The organism is Gloeotrichia echinulata CP02, from assembly GCA_038087035.1.
Classification (GTDB): domain Bacteria; phylum Cyanobacteriota; class Cyanobacteriia; order Cyanobacteriales; family Nostocaceae; genus Gloeotrichia; species Gloeotrichia echinulata.
In genome coordinates this window covers 2908987-2929043 of record CP051187.1, presented here as the reverse complement: position 1 = coordinate 2929043, position 20057 = coordinate 2908987, and the positions used below count along the sequence as shown (strand labels likewise).

17 protein-coding genes are annotated in these 20057 nt (G+C 40.1%); 13 read left to right on the top strand and 4 right to left on the bottom strand.

Annotated features, from left to right (window positions below; translation table 11 throughout):
- Positions 1-95 precede the first annotated feature (95 nt).
- From HEQ19_30965 to HEQ19_12975, 4 genes are all read left to right on the top strand, one after another.
- Positions 96-2684 carry a formylglycine-generating enzyme family protein gene (locus tag HEQ19_30965; GenBank protein WZI67203.1) on the top strand — a complete coding sequence of 863 codons (2589 nt, stop codon included), beginning with the start codon at positions 96-98 and terminating at the stop codon, positions 2682-2684.
- Between the two features lie 142 nt (positions 2685-2826).
- Entirely contained in the window at positions 2827-3801 is a 975-nt protein-coding gene (locus HEQ19_12985; GenBank protein ID WYM00299.1) for a cysteine synthase A, read from the top strand.
- A gap of 452 nt (positions 3802-4253) precedes the next feature.
- The gene (locus tag HEQ19_12980) at positions 4254-4886 is read left to right on the top strand and encodes a phycobiliprotein lyase (protein WYM00298.1); all 633 of its coding nucleotides are present in this window, start codon (positions 4254-4256) and stop codon (positions 4884-4886) included.
- Positions 4849-5433, top strand: a complete 585-nt coding sequence (locus HEQ19_12975) for a hypothetical protein (protein WYM03387.2) — start codon at positions 4849-4851, stop codon at positions 5431-5433. The genes HEQ19_12980 and HEQ19_12975 overlap by 38 nt, the downstream gene beginning before the upstream one ends.
- 5 nt (positions 5434-5438) lie before the next feature.
- Here HEQ19_12975 and HEQ19_12970 read toward each other — a convergent pair whose 3' ends face one another.
- Positions 5439-5975: a nucleotidyltransferase family protein gene (locus tag HEQ19_12970; GenBank protein WYM00297.1), complete on the bottom strand. Its 537-nt coding sequence runs from the start codon at positions 5973-5975 to the stop codon at positions 5439-5441.
- Between the two features lie 576 nt (positions 5976-6551).
- Here HEQ19_12970 and HEQ19_12965 point away from each other — a divergent pair.
- The 9 genes from HEQ19_12965 to HEQ19_12925 all read left to right on the top strand — a co-directional run bounded on the left by HEQ19_12965 (position 6552) and on the right by HEQ19_12925 (position 16163).
- Positions 6552-7100 carry a hypothetical protein gene (locus HEQ19_12965; protein WYM00296.2) on the top strand — a complete coding sequence of 183 codons (549 nt, stop codon included), beginning with the start codon at positions 6552-6554 and terminating at the stop codon, positions 7098-7100.
- A 61-nt stretch (positions 7101-7161) separates the two neighbouring features.
- Complete coding sequence (locus HEQ19_12960) at positions 7162-7530, top strand: hypothetical protein (GenBank protein WYM00295.1); 369 nt, start codon at positions 7162-7164, stop codon at positions 7528-7530.
- Positions 7487-10234, top strand: coding sequence for a hypothetical protein (locus tag HEQ19_12955; GenBank protein ID WYM00294.1), 2748 nt, complete (start codon positions 7487-7489; stop codon positions 10232-10234). The genes HEQ19_12960 and HEQ19_12955 overlap by 44 nt, the downstream gene beginning before the upstream one ends.
- A 115-nt stretch (positions 10235-10349) precedes the next feature.
- Complete coding sequence (locus tag HEQ19_12950) at positions 10350-11159, top strand: hypothetical protein (protein ID WYM03386.1); 810 nt, start codon at positions 10350-10352, stop codon at positions 11157-11159.
- Between the two features lie 121 nt (positions 11160-11280).
- Positions 11281-12330 carry a hypothetical protein gene (locus tag HEQ19_12945; protein ID WYM00293.1) on the top strand — a complete coding sequence of 350 codons (1050 nt, stop codon included), beginning with the start codon at positions 11281-11283 and terminating at the stop codon, positions 12328-12330.
- A 40-nt stretch (positions 12331-12370) separates the two neighbouring features.
- Positions 12371-13189 carry a hypothetical protein gene (locus HEQ19_12940; protein ID WYM00292.1) on the top strand — a complete coding sequence of 273 codons (819 nt, stop codon included), beginning with the start codon at positions 12371-12373 and terminating at the stop codon, positions 13187-13189.
- Between the two features lie 31 nt (positions 13190-13220).
- A complete protein-coding gene (locus tag HEQ19_12935) occupies positions 13221-13910 on the top strand; it encodes a hypothetical protein (GenBank protein WYM00291.1) in 690 nt (229 codons plus the stop codon).
- An 8-nt stretch (positions 13911-13918) separates the two neighbouring features.
- Positions 13919-15550 carry a TrbI/VirB10 family protein gene (locus tag HEQ19_12930; GenBank protein ID WYM00290.1) on the top strand — a complete coding sequence of 544 codons (1632 nt, stop codon included), beginning with the start codon at positions 13919-13921 and terminating at the stop codon, positions 15548-15550.
- Between the two features lie 121 nt (positions 15551-15671).
- The gene (locus tag HEQ19_12925) at positions 15672-16163 is read left to right on the top strand and encodes a hypothetical protein (GenBank protein WYM00289.2); all 492 of its coding nucleotides are present in this window, start codon (positions 15672-15674) and stop codon (positions 16161-16163) included.
- A 228-nt stretch (positions 16164-16391) separates the two neighbouring features.
- Here HEQ19_12925 and HEQ19_12920 read toward each other — a convergent pair whose 3' ends face one another.
- From HEQ19_12920 to HEQ19_12910, 3 genes are all read right to left on the bottom strand, one after another.
- Positions 16392-17408: a ribose-phosphate pyrophosphokinase gene (locus HEQ19_12920; GenBank protein ID WYM00288.1), complete on the bottom strand. Its 1017-nt coding sequence runs from the start codon at positions 17406-17408 to the stop codon at positions 16392-16394.
- 148 nt (positions 17409-17556) lie between these two features.
- The gene (locus HEQ19_12915; GenBank protein ID WYM00287.1) at positions 17557-18204 is read right to left on the bottom strand and encodes an HAD-IB family hydrolase; all 648 of its coding nucleotides are present in this window, start codon (positions 18202-18204) and stop codon (positions 17557-17559) included.
- Between the two features lie 263 nt (positions 18205-18467).
- Positions 18468-20036: a glycosyltransferase family 39 protein gene (locus HEQ19_12910; GenBank protein WYM00286.1), complete on the bottom strand. Its 1569-nt coding sequence runs from the start codon at positions 20034-20036 to the stop codon at positions 18468-18470.
- Positions 20037-20057 lie beyond the last annotated feature (21 nt).

Below are 20057 nucleotides of genomic sequence, written 5' to 3'. Positions count from 1 at the left end.
CTTTGCGCCTACTCTTCGAGAACGCTTCGCGAATGCGCCTTCTCTACGAGACGCTCCGCGAATGCGTGAGCTAAAAATTATTTCGTTATGAAAAAATGGCTAAACCAATCTTAAAGAACAACAAACTCAAACAATTAATATCCCGTTTAAATGTCCATTGTGACCTGACGGGAGAAGATATCGCAGATGTTCTTTGGTTAGCTTTAAAACAACAAGAATATTCAGCCAAAACCAAAATACCAGAAGAAGCACCTCCAGAAAAAGAGAAACCAAAAGAAGATGATTATCAGCGAAATCGATCAAATGTTGACCAACGTCAACGCTCAGTACGAGATAAACGAGGAGTTGAAATTTCTCCCCCATCTCCTAGAAAGAATTTTGATGATAAGATTAAAGGAAAAACCTTACCCATTAGACATACAGATCCCCGTTCATTAAGGGAACCATTAGAATTTGTTAAAGCATTACGTCCTTTAATGCGTCGGGTAGATTCAGGAAGACAAACAATACTCGATGAAATAGAAACAGTCAAACTGATAGCTGAACAAAGTACAGTTGAACAAAGCATCTGTATTCCTGTCCTTAAAAGTGAACCTGAACCTTGGTTGGATTTAGCTTTAATTATAGATGATAATTCATCAATGATAATTTGGCGTAAGCTGATTGAAGAATTAAAAGAACTATTAGAACATTACGGAATTTTTCGAGAAGTTCGGACATGGGGATTAACTAAAGATAACGACAAGATTATTATTAAGGCTAAAGTTGGTAAACAACAAGCGAAAAATGTTCAAATTAAAAATATTAAAGAATTAATTGATCCCACCGGACGCTGTTTAATATTAATTGTTAGTGATTGTGTTGCACCAATGTGGTTTGATGGAACTATTCTTTCTGCTTTACAATATTGGACAAAACATCAACCCCTAGCAATTTTACAAATGTTACCTAACACTCTCTGGTTAAGAAGTGGATTAAGAGTAGGTGCTGCGGTCAGATTAGTTAATCGAAATGGCGGTTCAACATCAGAAGTCGCTAATAGCAATTTACGTATTGATGAACTTCTACTCTGGAAAGATTTTGACTTAGAAAATAGGTCAAAAATTCCTGTTTTAACTGTTGAAGCAGAAATTGCTAGTAATTGGGCGGAGTTCTTAGTGGGAAAATATAATAAAATCAACGGTGGTTTTATCTTCCCTCACAATTCAGATTTTACTCCACCACCTCATTTACCTCAAACTCAAATTAGTAACTTAAATGCAGCAGAAAGGATTGAACGTTTCCGGCGCATTTCATCCCCTTTAGGACGGAAATTAGCAGGATTATTAATGGCTGCACCTTTAATTACTTTACCTGTAATTCGCTTAGTTCAAGAAACTTTATTACCTGAATCTGGACCTGTGCATACGGCTGAAGTCTTGTTAGGAGGAATACTTAAACCTTTAACTGAGATTACCACAGATATCAATCCTGATGGAGTAGTATTTGATGAGGTAGTACCAGAAATTAGGACTACTTTATTAGGAGACGCGCCATTTAGTGATTCTCAATTTATTTATCATACCATATCAGATTATATAGAAAAGCAAATAGGCAAGTCTTTAAAAGAATGTGTTGCTTTATTAAAACAACCACCATCAGCGGACGATGGAGAGCAAGAAAATTTAGAAAAAGCTTATGCTACCATTTCTTTAAAAGTTCTCAACGCATTAGGTGGAGAATATGCTGAATTTGCAAAACAAGTTGAACAAGAGGAACATCCACCATTACAGAAATGTAACTTTAAAGTTAAAAATATCATTTTTATAGATAATTCTATCAACCCACAAACAGTTATAATCCAAACACAGAAGACAGCCCAATACTATGTAGAAGACTTGGGTAATGAGATTGGGCTAGAAATGATGCTGATTCCAGAGGGGAGTTTTATGATGGGTTCGCCAGAAGATGAACTACAACGTAGTAGGTCAGAAAGCCCTCAGCATTTAGTAAACATTCAGCAATTCTTCATGGGTAAGTATCCAGTCACTCAAGAACAGTGGAGAGCAGTAGCAGCACTACCGCAAGTAAACCGCCAACTTGAACCCCACCTATCTAGCTTTAAAGGTGATAATCGCCCTGTAGAGCAAGTTTGCTGGTACGATGCGGTTGAGTTTTGCGATCGCCTTACCTCCCACACAAAAAGACAATACCGCCTACCCAGTGAAGCGGAATGGGAATATGCCTGTAGAGCAGGAACTACGACCCCATTCCACTTTGGCGAAACAATTACATCAGAATTGGCAAACTATAATGCTGACTACACTTATGGCGCAGGTGTGAAAGGAACATATCGAGGAGAAACTACAGTTGTAGGCAGCTTTGGCGTAGCTAATAATTTTGGGTTATACGATATGCATGGGAACGTGTGGGAATGGTGTCTTGATGATTGGCACAGTCACTATAAGGGAGCGACTACAGATGGTAGTCCTTGGTTTGACGAGATGGTTACTGAGCGCAGCCTAAGTAATCAGAATCTTTACCAAAAGGGACAAGGAGCCATGCTGCGGGGCGGTTCCTGGATCAGCAATCCTGAACGCTGCCGTTCCGCGTCCCGCGACCTCAACAATAGGGCGGAGCGCGACTTCCGCCTCAACTATAATGGTTTTCGTGTTGTCTGCGCGTTCGGGAGGATTATCCGGTAGCTCTTTATACTTTACACCTTTTACGCTTTACACTTGTTCTTTTTTTCTCTCCTTTTGTCGCCTCATGGGGACTCGATTTTTTTTTGCCCAAAAATCGCAAATAATAGCCAAAATTTTTATATAGAACTTAGATACAGAAAAAATGACCATCACAAATGGCTTTGTCGGCACAATTGGTAATACACCCCTGATTCGCTTAAATAGCTTTAGCTCAGAAACAGGGTGCGAAATTCTCGCTAAAGCAGAATTTCTGAATCCTGGCGGTTCCGTCAAAGACCGCGCCGCACTTTACATCATAGAAGATGCGGAAAAAAAAGGTTTACTCAAACCTGGTGGCACCGTTGTCGAAGGAACCGCTGGTAATACTGGGATTGGATTGGCGCATATTTGCAACGCCAAAGGCTACAAATGCCTAATTATCATTCCTAATACCCAATCCCAAGAAAAGATAGACGCACTGACAACACTGGGCGCAGAAGTCCGTCCCGTCCCCGCAGTACCTTACAAAGACCCCAACAACTACGTCAAACTATCTGGTAGAATTGCCGCTGAGTTAGAAAACGCCATTTGGGCAAATCAATTTGATAACTTAGCCAATCGCCAAGCCCACTACGAAACCACAGGCCCAGAAATTTGGACACAGACAAATGGTAAAATAGATGGTTGGGTAGCCGCGACTGGTACCGGCGGTACATTTGCTGGTGTCTCACTGTACCTGAAAGAAAAAAATCCGGCGGTTAAATGTGTTGTCGCCGACCCCTTGGGTAGCGGAATTTACAGCTACATCAAAACCGGTGAAATCAAAATGGAAGGCAATTCCATTACTGAAGGCATTGGTAACAGTCGCATTACAGCCAATATGCAAGGCGTACCCACGGATGATGCCATCCAAATTGATGATACAGAAGCTTTGCGAGTAGTTTACCAGCTGCTCAGAAAAGACGGACTATTAATGGGTGGTTCAACTGGTATTAATGTAGCCGCAGCAGTTGCTTTAGCCCAGCAGTTGGGGCCAGGACACACCATTGTCACCATCTTATGTGATAGCGGTTCCCGTTATCAATCGCGAATATTCAACCGCGAATGGCTAGCCTCCAAAGGACTTTCTGTGGATTAAGAGATTTCCCGTAAGGGCACGGCATTGCCGTGCCCCTACCAAAAGAAAATCGTAGGTTGACTGGTTCCCAGGCTCTAGACTGGGAAACCATTCTGGGAGGCTCCGCCTCCAGTAGCTTGACAAAAGGCAGAGCCTATGAGATTACATTCCCAGCCTGGAGGCTGGGAACGAGACGAATGCCGTGCCCCTACCAAAAGAAAATCGTAGGTTGACTGGTTCCCAGGCTCTAGACTGGGAAACCATTCTGGGAGGCTCCGCCTCCAGTAGCTTGACAAAAGGCAGAGCCTATGAGATTACATTCCCAGCCTGGAGGCTGGGAACGAGACGAAATATGTGGCGACAAAAAACCGGAGATGTCGTAGGGGTTTAGCAATGCTAAACCCCGAAAACGCGGGGAGGTTTTATAATTGATCAGCATAGGGGTTTGCCAATTTTTGTTTGGAGTTAGCTTTATGGATGCAATGGAGTTTTTTGAACTGAGTACAGGTAAATGGCGATCGCAACGAACAACGCATCACCTAGCTTTCAAGCGATCTGAAGCTGGCGAATCTGAGATTCTAGTTGAAGCCCTTGCAGCGGATCATCCCCAAGTGATTGAGATCTGCAAACTCCATGAGGTTGACCCTAACTTGGCGATTGGTGGTGCGTTTGTCTCTTGGGAAGGTGCAATGGGATGGGATAGAGATGAGGAAAACCATCAAGGTTCCACAGTATTCTCTTTGATCCCTGATGCAGATAACCCCCGCCAAGGATCATTATTGCGAGAACGGGGCTATGCGGAAATCGTCCCAGTGGCGGGGCGCTATCACATGGATGATGAAGATGGGTTAGTCTTGACGACGGAATATGAAACCATGAGTTCTATTGAGAGATTCTGGTTTGTTAGTCCTAGCATTCGGATGCGAACCAGTACTGTAAAACGATTTGGTGGTTTTAGCACCGCCACCTTCTGTACCGAATTCCGGGTTGCAGACGCTGCAGAAGTTACCTCTAACCCAGATGGGGCTGACCTCTCAAATGTTACCCCTGAACAGATTAAAAATGCGGTTGAACCCACAAAATATTTGTCCTTCTTTGGTTGGTAAATTAATCATCACCACCAGCACCGATCCATTTACGCGAGGTTTAGACTACCTGTATGGACTTCGCGGTCTAGCTCTCGACTCAGAAATGATCGATGTGGTTTATGATATGGATAACCGTATTCCTCTGTGTACTTGGATCGGTGAGCATATTGATGGGGTGAACAGACAACTGGAAAACTATCTTCAGGCTTGTCATGATTGTTTTCACCCCTGGGAGCAACCTGATATTCAAATTTTTGCTGCTCCTTTGGCTCAGTGCTTTGAAATTTATGCCCTGTGCAATCTTGATACCAATCCAATCACCATCCTGATTGACGTGGGACGAGTGGTGCCAGAAGACTGGCTACTATTAGTTGTCCATGAATATGCCCATGCCCATGCGGGTTATCCAGGACACCACGAACAATTTGGGCGATCGCTAACTCACCTCTGCTTGGGATTGGGAATTGCAGCTCGCCCTTGGCAATCCGATATGGAATTCTACCTACGATTCTATCCTGATTGTCGTCCAACTCAGAACCCCTTAGCGTTTTGGCTAGGAAAATAGTAGCATTACGCCAAGCGCAAATAAGGACATTTTTGCAAGAAACCAGAGGCCTTATTATGGGCATCTGGGTTATTTGTATGTACAGGGGTAGGGCGGATAATCCCAGCAAATAGGTCATCCAATCCATAGGGGGTGAAAAATTGCCATTCCCCTTGTGTGTCTAAGCGCACTCCTACAGTCGTGGCAGTGTGTAGCCATTCTGTGATAGCATCCTCAGTACTAGTGTATGGTCTTAGCCCAAAGCGCCAACGACCAAAACTGGCTTGATTTTTCACATCAAACAGATCATCAGGAAACTGTGTTGTGAGGGTGGCTTTTGCTGCTAGTTCCTGGGTACGGTCTCCCTGTTCATCAAAAAATGCAATATCAAAATCCTTGATAACTAAGCCGCAGTCCTTGCCAAAAATGGAATGCCAAACTGTATTTCGCACTGCACCCCCTGCCAACCACCAATTCGGTAGATTAAGCTGTGCTATTGCAGGTAATACATTACCAACAGGTGTATCTGCGAGGAGCATGTGTAAGTGATTGTTGCTATTCATACTAAAGTCCTGGTAAATACTTCAACTAGACAGAGGACTGGATTAAAAAGCGGTGCTAAAAATAATGAATATGCAACAGGTTAAGGACATGGTAAAAAATGGATTTCTACTAGTTGAGGAAAACTATAAATAAGCAATTTATCTAGATTAATAGAATATTGATAATTTTCTATAATAATTATCAGCCTAATTGGCAACAAACATAGAACTAAATCGGTGAATATTTAAATGTAGCAAAATAGTACAGACTTGTCCTGATTTATATGAGACCATAATGAATAAAAAATTTGGCATAGCAGCTTGTAGGCGAAATTCAGGATAAATAAAGGTTTCAGCAACACACCAATCTATGTATTGATGAGCTTAACTTAATATTGATAATTATAGGTACAAGACTCTACACTAAATTTATGATTTTATTAAAGGTATATATTAGATCATGTTAAATTGTGATTAGTCCAGTATACTAGAAAACATCTAATTAGTGACAATAAGGTTATTTAGTAAATGTCTAAAGAAAGCTATAATGCAAATGTTGACCATATTTTCACGGATATTACGGTGAAAAAGTTACCGATGTTGGCAAATATACTTAAGTTCGGGCGTCTTAGCCTGATGGAATCCGTACCCTTTTTGATTGCTTGTGCAGTATTTTTAAGTGTTATCAGCCTCAAAAGTCCTATTCTGCTTTTTTGTTTGCTAATTGGTAGTTTAATTGCAATAGTCATACAGCAAATCGGGTTACAGGTAGATTTACCCAAGCGATCGCGCATCATCTTGCAAATTTTAGCAGCAGCTGTCATTTTGAGTTTATTTTGGTTAGACTATTTTGCAGCCCCCGCACAAGCACAATTTTTTAGCAAAGCCGAAAATTTCTTTAAAAATACTTTTACTCAGGGTTCAAGCACCAACAACAACAACACCCAGTCAACAGTGAGTTTAATTTTTAACGTGTTGCGGGCATTTTATTTAATGTACATTTTGTTATCCTTGGTTAACGTAATTAATGCCGTGCGTAAAGATGAAGATTGGCAAAGTCTCGCCAGAACTCCCTTATTAGTAGTTGTGGCTGTGACTATCGCCGATGTGCTTACAGGCTTTGTCATTGGTGACACGAGTAAATAATTTTTGTGGCTCCTCTGGGTGAGATTTTTATACTTTTATTCAGCAACGCCAAACATTAGCCATGTCGGGAGATCAAGACAAAGAATTTCGTCCAGTAAATCAAATCCTCGGAAGCCAACCTTCATTAGGTCCAATTCCTGCGGATCAAGTATTTCCTTGGGTAGTAATTGCCCTAGCATCCTACTTTATCATCAATGGAATTTTTGGGGGAATTTTCGCCAGTGATTTCCAAAAATGGCTATGGACGATATTAATTACAATTTGGGGAATAGCAACTTGGTGGATATTAACTGGTGGTAGGAGTTGGCGCTTTCTAAGCAAATTTATTGGTGTCCCCACTTGGACTAGAGGCTTTGCTCGTTATCGAAGCATCCTAGAAGTTAACAATGAAAGAAAAAATCGGAAAAAAAAGCGTCGGTATCGCAGGTAATGAAACTAGATTAACGCCATTTGAAGATTCTTTACACTTGGGAACAATGCTGCGCGTCGCACTTAATGGACGTGATTTGGGTGCTTATGTATTGACGAAAGGAACCCAAAGAGATGCATTTTGCTTTGTGTTTGGTTTTGAGTGTCGAGGGATTCACAGTACTTTACGGACAGAACAAATTGAGCCGATTCTGAATAATATTGAAGCGGGGTTAAAAGATATCCCTAGCGATGAAAGAATGACATTGCATTTGGGGTCTTTTAGTTCAGATAAACAGCGACAGAAGGAACTAGAAAAACTAATAAAACGGACACCATCACGTAATATCAAATATTTGTTGATGGCGGAAAGAGCCAGGATTAAAGAACTCAGTAATGCGGGAATTCGCAAACCAAAATTTCTGCGGATTTATGTAACTTATACTCTGGAACCAAATTCCAGCAATGCGGATGATTGGATCGAAAAACTGTTAAACCAAGCGGAATCATGGTGGTTGAAATTCAAAGGTGATCTTGCAGAAGTAGAAAACCAGCGCTTAGAAGCCATTATCACCAATGCTTACAAACAAGGTTTTTCCCGTTGGGAACAAATTTTATCTAACAAAATGGGTTTGGATATCAAGCCTTTAACTGCTGAGGAACTTTGGGGAGAAGCCTGGAGAAGATTTAATGATACACCACCAATAGATATTCCCCAATTAATGACTTTAGACGAAGAGGGACTGCACGAACAAGTTTATTCAGATTTATCTAGTAGCAAACTACTGATAGAAAATCTCCACAGTACAACTTTGCTAATGGAATCTGGTGTACCTGCTGCAGATCGTCGCTGGGTTAATGTTAATAATCGCTATATTGGCGCTTTGACATTTATGGAAAAACCTGGAGGCTGGAAGAATAAATCTGCTCAACTCCGGTATTTATGGGAACTTTTGGCAAGAGAAAATGTGGTAGATACGGAGATTTTTTGTCAATTGACTGCAGCCAATCCCGCATTGGTGAAAACTACTTTGCAAAGAGTGTTAAAACAGTCAAATATGACAGCACTTATGGCGCAAGAAAAGAGTAAAACTATTGATGTTAACGCTCAATTAAAGTTAAAGAAATCAGTAGCAGCACAAGAGCAATTATATGAAGGTGCAGTACCTATATATACAGGAATAGCTATTTTTGTCCATCGTCGCACTGTTGAGCAATTAGATGAAGCCACAAGATATATTGAAAACTGTTTTCAACGTCCAGCAAAGGTAATTAGAGAAACAGAATATACTTGGAAGATTTGGCTGCAATCTTTACCGATAGTTTGGGAGGGTTTGTTAGTCAGACCTTTTAATCGTCGCCAACTATATTTAACTAGTGAAGTTCCCGGATTAATGCCTTTAGTAATCACTAAAAAAGGGGACAATCAAGGCTTTGAGTTGATTGCTGAAGAAGGAGGAACACCAGTACATTTAGATTTGTTTACCCAACACAAAAATTTAGCACTATTTGCCACAACTCGTGCAGGAAAATCGGTGTTGGTGTCTGGGATTTTAACACAGGCTTTGGCTTATGGTATTCCTGTTGTAGCGTTAGATTTCCCCAAACCAGATGGTACTTCTACCTTCACAGATTACACAGAATTTATGGAGGCTAATGGCGCATATTTTGATATTTCTAAACAATCTAATAACTTATTTGAACAACCAGATTTGCGTTCACTCGACCCAGAACAACAGCGCGATCGCCTGCTCGATTATACTGTATTTTTAGAATCAGCCCTAATGACAATGGTTTTAGGGTCATCCACCGAAAATCAGCTACTATCGCAAACTGTCAGGTCAATTCTTAATTTAGCTTTAGGAGCCTTCTTTGCTGATAATGGGATACAGCAGAGATATCGAGAGGCGATGTTAGGCGGATTTGGTTCTCAGGCTTGGCAAAAAACTCCTACATTAAGAGATTTTCTTTATTTTTGCTCACCAGAACATCTGGAGATAGAATCTATCAGTGGTAGGGTTGAAGATGCTCTGAGTCAAATTCAGTTACGCCTAAAATTTTGGCTTTCTAGTCGTGTGGGACAAGCTATTTCTGCACCATCTAGCTTTCCCACCGATGCTCAACTTTTGGTATTTGCGCTGAGAAATCTTTCAGATAGTGAAGATGCAGCAGTGCTATCTTTGAGTGCTTATTCAGCAGCATTGCGACGTGCATTAAGCAGTCCAGCCTCCATATTCTTTATCGACGAAGCCCCAATTCTCTTTGAATTTGAGCAGATTTCTGACTTAGTTGGCAGAATTTGTGCTAACGGTGCCAAAGCAGGTATTAGAGTTATTTTATCAGCACAAGATCCAGACACCATTGCTAAATCTAAAGCTGCATCGAAAATTTTACAAAACCTCACAACCAGATTAATCGGTCGAATTCAGCCAGTTGCAGTTGATAGTTTCGTCAACATTTTAAAATATCCCCGCGAAATTATTGCTCGCAACGCCACAGAAAGTTTTTTCCCTCGCAAAGAAGATATTTATAGCCAATGGCTGTTAGATGATAATGGTCTTTATACCTTCTGTCGTTACTATCCAGGTTACGAGCAATTAGCCGTAGTCGCAAACAATCCCCATGAACAGACCGCACGCCAAAAAGCAATGCAAAATTACAGCGATAAATATGAAGCAATTTCTGTTTTTGCTCGTCAGTTAGTCAATTTATTGCGTGGAAGTTAATTTGTCATTTGTCATTGGTCATTGGTCATTGGTCATTTGTCATTTGTTTTTCTTCTCAATCACCAATCACCAATCCCCAATCACCAATCCCCAGTCCCCAGTCACCATGAATAATATGTATAAAACTACCCTTTTGACTTTTTCACTAGCATTTCTGGCAATGCTACCCGCAATGGCTCAATTAGGAAGAGTATGGACTGATTTTCAGTCATACTCTGTAGATTTACAAAACTACCTCAAGACTAATATTCAAGAAAACTTAAAGTCTGTAGAACCGCAGGCTCAAACTGCAATATATAATGCCACAGGACAAGTAAATATACCAAATCCTATTACTGCCGGCAAGAGATTTCGCGAACAAAATGAAAATATGCTCACTTCTACCTCAGATAAATTTGAAAATAATTCGGCTGTGCGTTCCGCTTTAGTTAGTAATGAAATCAATCGTTCAATTACCCGTGGAGCAGTTGAAGGCGTTCTGGGTTCAGGTGGACAAAATCGTTCAAAAAATAAGTTATTAAATACTGAGCAAATTATAAAAAATCTGGAAAAATTAACTGATCAATCCAATAAAGATTCCAACAATATTCTCAACCAAATTAACTCTCTTGCTAATGCAACAGGAGCAGGAGGTGGAATTAATCTTACTGGATCTGGCTTGTCTTATTTATCACAGCTGATAAATAGCAACCAACAACAAACCCTAAAAATTCAACAAGAGCAAACAAAAATTGTCGCGGAAACCTTTGCTCAGACAATACAAACAAATCAGTCTTTGCAATACTCTAATTTAAATTTAGCAAATATTTCTCAGCAGATGGACGAAGCAAATCGCGCTCGCCGAGTTGATACATCTGCTGAAGGTGCAAGACTTTTGCGAACTACTTCTCAACTAGATTTATTTGGCAGAAAACCAGAAAATTAAGATCAAGACTTACACGAATGATACATTAATAGGGTGCGTCAGATTTCAGAAACATCTTGAGAGTCACCATATTTATTAAACCTGAAGCACTCTATCAAATACTAGTAAAATATTCACTAAAATGCAGCTTGATACTTTACATATTTTGGCTCAAATTGGTATTGATGAAGTTCTAGGTAATGGTGCAACAACTGCTAAAAGCATTGCCGAAAGTTGGGATAAGCAATGGTTAGATTTATTACAAAATAACAGCAGTAATAACTTGTATAGATCATTGACTAATCTAGGTGTATTTTTTGCTGTCGGCACCCTACTATTTTTTATGCTACAATGGCTTAAAGATGTTATCAACTATGAATACTCACGTCCCATATCTTCTTTGATTTGGCCTTTTTTAGTGGTGATTCTATTAAACATTTCCGACAATGGAAGTATACTTTCTAACTTAACCTTAGAAGTACGCAATTATATCAATGTTGTGAATCAGCAAGTAGTAGCAACAGCGGACGCCAATAAAATTTACCAGCAAGCAATAAATATGAGTATTTCTGAAGAAATTGCCGGTTCTTTACTGCGTCCTTGTCAGTCGCTTACTGGCGAACAACAAAGTCAATGTTTTGCAAGAGCTGCGGAAAAAATAGAACCTCTATGGCAAGAATATAGAAATTTATATGGGAGGAGAGAGTGGATATATAGATTAGAAAGAAAGGTAAATGACATTAAATTTGGTACATCTACTATATCAGAAAACGCCTTTAATTCTTTATTGGGTTCTACAGTCCAAACTAGTATCAAAAACTTTTTAATTTCCCTACAATATGCTTTCCAAAATCTGATAGAAGCTACCATGCTACTCATAGCAGCCTTGGGACCAATAGCTGTAGGTAGTTCTTTGCTACCTGTGGCTGGTAAACCGATTTTTGCCTGGCTAATTGGATTTTTATCGTTGGGAATTGCTAAAATGTCATTTAATATTATTGCCATTTTAACTGCCACAGTTATTGTTAATGGTCCGGGAGAAAATGCGAACGCAGACCCAGACTTAATGTGGTTCATAATTTTTATGGGGATATTAGCACCAATTTTATCTTTATTGGTAGCTGCGGCTGGGGGATTTGCAGTCTTTAATGCTATCAACAATACCACTTCGTGGGTAAAGGAAAGAATCTAAATTTTCAGCAAATATGGCTTGTGTTGAGGGGAATAAGTAAATGGTACGGTTAGCGAAAAAGAAACAACGCACATTTAGTATTTTGACTATCTTTGCGATCGCAGCTTTTGGTTTGCATATATTTGTTTTATTTTTATTCATCTTACAAGGGTTAAATATTCGCCAACTCAGTCAGCGAAAACCACCCAACTTTGTACAACTTATAGATGGTAAACCCATACCTCTTACCGATGATTTGGAAAGAGAACCAGAAGCAATTCGCCAATTCATCAATAAAACGATGACATCAATATTTAACTGGTCGGGAACACTACCACCACAAAGTATGGAAGAAGTCGCAAAACCCAAACCAGATCCAGGAATGCTCATTAAAACACCACAAGGTGGTAGTCAAAAAATTAGCACCAGAAGTTGGATAGCTGGTTTTGCTTTATCAGAAGATTTTCGTAAAGGCTTCTTAAGCAAAATTGCCGAATTAACACCGCCAGAAATATTTTCTAATAATCCCAGCCAAGCTATGTCAGTAGAGTTAGTTATCAAGCGGGTTTATCCACCGCAAAAAATTGCACCAGGGAAATGGCGAGTGGGTATGGTAGCTGACTTAATTCAAAAAAAGCAAGCCGATAATCGCAAAATTATCACTCCTTTTAATAAAGATTTATTAGTGCGAGCAGTAGATTATTTTGCTACTCCATTGACTGAGGATACCAGCGACTTACAAAAGGCTATTTCTAGTATCCGCGCCGACAAATTAGAAATTTATGAAATCCGGAGTTTCTGTTTATTAGACGAACAAAATAATCGAAGTATAACCCAGGAATGTATAAATAAACCAACGTCTGATTTTTTGAAGAGATAAATTATTTATAATTTTATAAAATTTATAATAAATGCAGAAATTTAAGCCAGAAACCAAAAATAGCCTCTTACCACTTTTTGCAGTAGGAACATTTGGATTGAATATTTTCGGCTTGCTATTACTTTTGTTCCACGGGTCTATGTTGCAAGATTTAGAAAAGCAATTAACACCTCAAAGTTTAGTGCAACTTGTTGATGGTCGTACCATAACAGTAGACCCGAAACCTAATTTAGAACGCCATCCAGAAACGATTCGCCGTTTTGTTGGTGAAACCATGAGCTTTTTGCTTACTTGGTCTCCAAAAAAACCACCCAAAACAATTTGGAATAGTAGTTCTGGATTAATAGCTGATGATTTAAAACAAAAATTTCAGTCAGAAGTCATAAATTTAGATCCAGCTAACCAATTTGACAATGTAAATAGAGTAGCTGAAACTGTATTGGTTATAGTCAAAATTTCTCAACCCAAAAAAATAGCTGATGGTGAATGGAAATTGCAGATAAATGCCAATCAATTAATCTTTAATAATTCTGATAATCTGGGTAAGTCTATTGCCTTTAATAAACAAATTTTAGTCCGAGCAATAGATGAACAAGCAACGGTCATACCAAATGCACCATTGCCATTACACCGAGAAGCTTATCGCCTTGGCCAAGCTAGACTAGAAATTTATAATGTCTGTGAGATCAACGGTAAAGATTGTTCTTCAAATCACAAATAAACTATATTATGACACAAGTATCAATTTCTGCGGCGACTCATCCAGAAAATGTAATTGATTTAAGCACCGACAATTACCCACTAGAACTAGAAGCTTCAGATTGGGAAGCGCGGATGGCTAGATTAGTGGGATTTATCGAAGAATCGGACAATCTTGAAGAGGAATTTTCCGCTGTTGATGGCGAAGCACTAGAAGATTTAGCCAGCATACAATCGGCCCTGTCCCCATCACCTGAAATTCCCACTGAGCAACCCTTGTCATCTAACCCTTTTGCGAAATTAGGTTTGGTGGGTACTGGGACATTAGCTATAGTTTTGTTAGCTGGCACCTTTTTGTCACAGATGATGAGTGGGAGCAATCAAAAGCCCAGCAATAATGATATTGTTTCACCAGATCCGCGATCGCAATCAGAAGATGAATCTCCATCCCCAGCCTTAGAAGCACAAATAGAAACCCTCAAAACAAAATTAGCCCTGACTGAACAAGCAGAAGATGTCAAAGCCGCACAACAACAGCTTAGAACTGCAAAACTCATACCGTCAGCTCAATTGGTCACCCAAACACAAATAACACCGTCTGTTACTACCAAAGATCCAAAGGAAGTGCTACCAGATAGAATACCAACACCCCCACAACCACTTGTCCAGCCTCGTCCTCTGACAGTTGCGCGGACTGTGACACCACCCTCTAAGCCAGCTTCACCACGTCCACTACCAAGTCCAAAGCCAGAAACCGACGAACCATCGGTGATGTTGACACCACGACCCACACCAAATCCCACACCAAATCCCCTTGATGAATGGACAAGGTTAGCAAAATTAGGAAGCTACGGTCAGGTGTTAGCAACAGAAAGACCTAATAACAATCAAAATTCTGCTCCACCTGTACGAAATACTGACATCCAGCAAGCAGACTCCAACCCCGCAAGTAACCTAACACCACCAGCACCTCTAATTAGCCAAGCAAAACAGCAGAGTCCAAAATCTCTAGCCGTTGGGACTAGCGCTAAAGCTGTGTTAGCGACAGCGGTATTTGGCGAAACGACTAGATCAAGAAATAATAATGATGATGATAAATCCGAAAATAAAAACTTATTTGTGGTGCGATTGAAAGAACCATTAAAAGCTGTGGATGGTACGATCGCCATACCCGCAAACACCGAGTTATTAACTGAAATTAATTCTCTTTCTGAACAAGGGTTAGTACAGTTGAATGTCGTCAAACTGATAACGCAAAATAACGGCAAGCTAACAGAACGAAACTTACCACCAAATGCCCTCGTAATTCGTGGTTCCCAAGGTAAACCTCTCATCGCCAATCAATTCCCTAATCAAGGGTCCTCCATAGCCGGAATGGATCTAGGACTATTCGCCTTGGGAGGTCTTGGTAAAGCAGCCGAATTACTTAATCGTACTGACTCCCAAATTATCATAAGTGGCGGTAGCACTACAACTACCTCCGGCAACTCCCAACGCAATATCTTGGCAGGTGTTTTTGAAGGTGGTATAAATACTGTAGTTCCCCTGATATCACAACGCAATCAACAGGCAATATCGCAAATGATGCAACGAACCAATATTTGGTTTATGCCTGCAGGAACACAAGTTGAAATATATGTCAATCAATTAATGCAGCTTTAGTCAGCTTTTATATCTATCCATCTCCTCATTTGCAGCCATGAAAAACAATCTCAAATTCCCAGGAAATACCCCAAACAATTCTGATTTTTTACCTTTAATTTTACCCTTTTTCTCGGCTGCAATGTTATTGATGGCAGGACAGGCTGTGGCTAATAATGCCGTTCTCCGTTCCATCTTTTCCTGTCAAGCACAGGGTTTAGGTGGAGTAATACCTACTATCGACATCTCCTATCAGCAAGGTACAAATTTAAGCTTCATCCCCTCTGGAGAAACAATTAAGAAAGTTTGGTTAAATGACCCATCACAAGTAACTATCGATTTTGATGGTCAAATGTGTACACAGTTAGGACTAGACCGCAATAGTACTTTAGGAGATTGTAAGAACTCAGCCGCAAGTGTCATCCAACTCAGGCGCATTGAAAAATTGAAAATTCCCGGACTACCTAACACTGATAAGACACTTTTAACCGTGGTAACAGAACGGCAAGGCAGAAATAAATTGTATACCTTTCAAGTAATCTATGGAAAAGGAAATCCTGAATATCACACCTTAGCAATTTACGCCGATCCCCCTTCTAATAGAGAAGCGCCCTGTGTACAAGTTAAACAGTAAGAGGATGTTTGAAAAGTCTGAGAGCGTGTGTTTCACAACCCTGGCTACTGAGAACCCACTACGAGAGAATCGGAGTTTTGGGATTTGATCTCGTGCCCCTGAGTCGCACTTGAGCCTCAAGACACTTTGATATTTACAGCAGATTGCAGGTAAATGAGGTACAGATATTACAATTATTTTCAGGTAAATAGGGCTTGCTGAATAAGTCTCTAAACAGTTATTTTTTTGCTAGCGAAACATACTACTTACTGAGCTATCTTCATGAATTCGCCAGATTGTTTCCCCTAGTACGTTAGCTACTGACAGCAGTACTAATTGTGGAAAGCGACTGCTATCTGGGATAGGAATCGTATTGGTGACAATAACTTCTTCAAATACGCCACTGGACAACCGCTCAATTGCAGGTGGGGAAAAGACTGCATGAGTGGCGCAGGCGTATACCTGACGTGCCCCTTCTTCACGCAGTAGCTTGGCGCCTGCAGTAATTGTGCCGCCAGTGTCAATCATATCGTCCACCAACACTGCTGTTTTGCCCTTAACATCGCCGATGACATTCATCACTTCCGCTATATTGTGAGCCTGACGACGTTTGTCAATAATTGCTAAGGGAGCATCATTAAGCTTTTTGGCAAATGCTCTAGCCCTTGCTACACCGCCGACATCGGGAGAAACAACCACCAGATCAGCTAGTTGTTTGCTCGCCAAATAATCCAGCAATATCGGCGAACCGTAAACATGGTCTAAGGGGATATCGAAATAGCCCTGAATTTGCGCCGAATGCAAATCCATTGCTAGAACACGGTTAGCACCTGCTTGAGTAATTAAGTTAGCAACCAATTTGGCAGTTATGGACTCACGTCCTGCAGTTTTGCGGTCAGCGCGAGCATAACCATAATAAGGAATTACTGCTGTCACCTGTCGAGCTGAAGCTCGACGACAGGCGTCAATCATAATCAGTAATTCCATTAAGTGATCATTGACAGGTTGACAAGATGGCTGGATTAGATAAACATCGCCACCCCGAATTGATTCTTGGATTTGAACGTAAAGTTCGCCGTCCGCAAATTTTTTGCAAATCATTGGACCCAAGTCCATCCCCAGATAGCGAGCGACTTCTTGAGACAGTTGTAAATTAGCAGAACCAGAAAACAGCTGCAGACGACGATTTTCAGTCAGTCTTGTTGCATCTGGCTTTACTTTTAAAGTTCCAGAACTGAACACTGTAGATTCTCGATGTGCATTCATAGTATAATTTGTAATATTTAGGTAAACCGCTTAAACCCGTTTTCATCCCTTGTCTAAAGCACAGATATAGCTTTCCGCCACGCTACAGGCTACATCTTCAAGGGCTTTCAACGCGGCTTGTTGTAATTAGTTAAAAATTAAAAATTTCTTATCCCCCCATATCTCCATTGTTAACAGATGGAAACTTTCGGTAATAGGGGTAATTAGACACAGCCAGCAGTTCTTTGTCTCCTCGACTGTCTCCATAAGCATAAATACTGTACTTATTCAACTCCCCCAAAACTGCTCCCAGCCGCGCAACCTTTTCAGGTCCATAACAATTTTTCCCCAAAATCCGACCTGTTAAACGGTTATCCTCAACTTCTAATTGAGTTCCTATAACTTGGTCAAACCCCATTTTCTGTGCCCAGGGTAGTAAATAGGCTTCCAAAGAAGCACTGACTAAAACAATTTGATGTCCTTGTGCTTGATGCCATTGTAGACGCTGCAAAGCCTCAGGGCGAAGTAAGTTTGGTATCTTTTCCAGTGCAAATTCCTGTGCAATTTTATAGATTTTTGTTTGTTCTTTACCGGATAAGAAATAACTCAGCACAGCTTCCTTAGCCCGCCAGTTGGGAATCAATTTCAGGGCTAAGGCTGCGAGTATAGGACTCATTACCACTAATCCCCACCAAAAAGACCATCGTCCTACAGCCATCAACAGAAACGGTAGCAATGTATCTCGTTTAGTTAAGGTGCCATCGAAATCAAAAGCTGCTACGACGGATGATTTAGATGAGTTTACAACAGGATTCATAGTTTTAACTTCTGTCCCATTCTTGTGAGCCTTTAATAAATAGGGGTTGCTTAATAAAGGTGTAATGCAGTCCAGGTAAGGAATTCCAGCCGGTTTTCACCAAACAAATGCAAGGTTATAACATCTAGAGTCTCAAAACCCTTGCACTTTCGTTAGCGAGCGCTGAGTAAATTTGGAAACTGAGCAATCAAACAACCATTTTGCAACCTGTGTGGCTTCTAGGTTCGCTTTAGAGACTTATTCAGCAAGCCCTAAATAAGAAATTAACTTCCAACTTTTCTGGTAAAACGATATATCTTGAAATATGCAAAATTATGTCGAGAATCCAGGTTATACAAATCATTCATCTCTCTTTCAATTAATCCTTTGGAAAAATAATGCTCACGATTAATAACAAGGAAAACTTCATTTACATTATTTGTTATTTTTTCAACTGTTTGGGCAAATTTTCCATCAAGACTTCCCTCCCTTAACTGCGTTCCTAATTTATTTCCATCCAGTGTTGCAGTATCACCGTAGTATTTTAGTAATCTTGGATTGCCCCATAATAATATAGATTGTGTAGAAGAGGAACGATGTTTTATCAGGTACTGTACAGCAGAGCGGTAGTCATCTTTGTGATAGTCATAATTGAAGTAGTAGTTAAAAAGAGAATAAATATTCAGAACCATCAGAAATATGACAGCGATTTGAGCAACCTGAGAGACTCCATAGCGTTTTGAGCTAAGATTGGATCTCTGACTCAAAGCTGATGGGATAAGTATGGCAAATGGTAAGTACAGATAAAAAGAATGACGCGATACCCAATTCATTTTTGTGACTATAGCTAAGAGCAATCCGAGCAAAAATCCCATAACCAGAACAGAAGCAAAAAAGTAATCAGGATGTTGCTCTATACCCTTTTTATGGTGTCTTAATAAAACTCGCACTAAAACCAGAAAAATTACAAGACTGACAATCAATAAGGAGAGTATGTGAGGCCAGTAACTAAGCACAACCAGCACTTTATCATCGCCGCGCAACTGCTCCATTGAAGGTCCATAGGTTGTGCCCACTAAAAGTCCATATAAGACGAAAAGAATATTTTGAATTATGGGGAATCCGGTACGACTAATTGCAATGCTATCCGGAGCAGTTGCTCCAGGTAAAGTAAGGATATACAGAATTGACGGTAAACATAAAAACGCAGCAGTAAGCCACCATTGCAACCATTGTTTTACATTTCTATATATCGCAATATGAGATAGACATAGAGATATAGTGAAAAATAACATATTAATATTAGCGAAAATTCCTAAGGCAGTCAAAATTCCGAACAGCAATTTTGAAATACCTTGATTATCTTGAGTTTTCACTAATATATTGCTAAAAAAATATAGTTGAAGTGATGCAATAAACATTACTAACGAATAATGTCTGGTCTCTTGGCTGTAGTAAACACAGAAAGAACTCAATGTCATGATTAGTAGAGACCAGAAGGCGTGCTTTTTACCGTATATCCGCAAAGCAGTAAAAAATACAACGACAGTTGAGCCAATGCCTAAAATAGCAGAGAGTGCATGAAGGGCAAATTCAGTGTCACCAAATACATGACGCCACAAAAACAGAACTATAAAGTACAGTGGTTGAAATCTATCACTATTTGCTATTTGTCTAACTGTCGAAATGCTCTCTTGAAGTGTCGAGACATCAGAGTTAATTAAACTCAAACCCTCATCAAACCAAAGACTCTGGTTCGTCAGCATAAAGAAGCGGAGGAAGGCGCCGAAAATCACCACTAGTAAAATAAGTAAATAATAACTCGACCATTTTTGACTCATGGTTTTAATCATGATTATCTCCCGTTTGTATAA

Bases quoted from the DNA above. Each gene is read 5' to 3' on its own strand.
- HEQ19_30965 (WZI67203.1), top strand. From the start codon at position 96: ATGGCTAAACCAATCTTAAAGAACAACAAACTCAAACAATTAATATCC.
- HEQ19_12985 (WYM00299.1), top strand. From the start codon at position 2,827: ATGACCATCACAAATGGCTTTGTCGGCACAATTGGTAATACACCCCTG.
- HEQ19_12980 (WYM00298.1), top strand. From the start codon at position 4,254: ATGGATGCAATGGAGTTTTTTGAACTGAGTACAGGTAAATGGCGATCG.
- HEQ19_12970 (WYM00297.1), bottom strand. From the start codon at position 5,975: ATGAATAGCAACAATCACTTACACATGCTCCTCGCAGATACACCTGTT.
- HEQ19_12965 (WYM00296.2), top strand. From the start codon at position 6,552: ATGTTGGCAAATATACTTAAGTTCGGGCGTCTTAGCCTGATGGAATCC.
- HEQ19_12960 (WYM00295.1), top strand. From the start codon at position 7,162: ATGTCGGGAGATCAAGACAAAGAATTTCGTCCAGTAAATCAAATCCTC.
- HEQ19_12955 (WYM00294.1), top strand. From the start codon at position 7,487: ATGAAAGAAAAAATCGGAAAAAAAAGCGTCGGTATCGCAGGTAATGAA.
- HEQ19_12950 (WYM03386.1), top strand. From the start codon at position 10,350: ATGTATAAAACTACCCTTTTGACTTTTTCACTAGCATTTCTGGCAATG.
- HEQ19_12945 (WYM00293.1), top strand. From the start codon at position 11,281: ATGCAGCTTGATACTTTACATATTTTGGCTCAAATTGGTATTGATGAA.
- HEQ19_12940 (WYM00292.1), top strand. From the start codon at position 12,371: ATGGTACGGTTAGCGAAAAAGAAACAACGCACATTTAGTATTTTGACT.
- HEQ19_12935 (WYM00291.1), top strand. From the start codon at position 13,221: ATGCAGAAATTTAAGCCAGAAACCAAAAATAGCCTCTTACCACTTTTT.
- HEQ19_12930 (WYM00290.1), top strand. From the start codon at position 13,919: ATGACACAAGTATCAATTTCTGCGGCGACTCATCCAGAAAATGTAATT.
- HEQ19_12925 (WYM00289.2), top strand. From the start codon at position 15,672: ATGTTATTGATGGCAGGACAGGCTGTGGCTAATAATGCCGTTCTCCGT.
- HEQ19_12920 (WYM00288.1), bottom strand. From the start codon at position 17,408: ATGAATGCACATCGAGAATCTACAGTGTTCAGTTCTGGAACTTTAAAA.
- HEQ19_12915 (WYM00287.1), bottom strand. From the start codon at position 18,204: ATGAATCCTGTTGTAAACTCATCTAAATCATCCGTCGTAGCAGCTTTT.
- HEQ19_12910 (WYM00286.1), bottom strand. From the start codon at position 20,036: ATGATTAAAACCATGAGTCAAAAATGGTCGAGTTATTATTTACTTATT.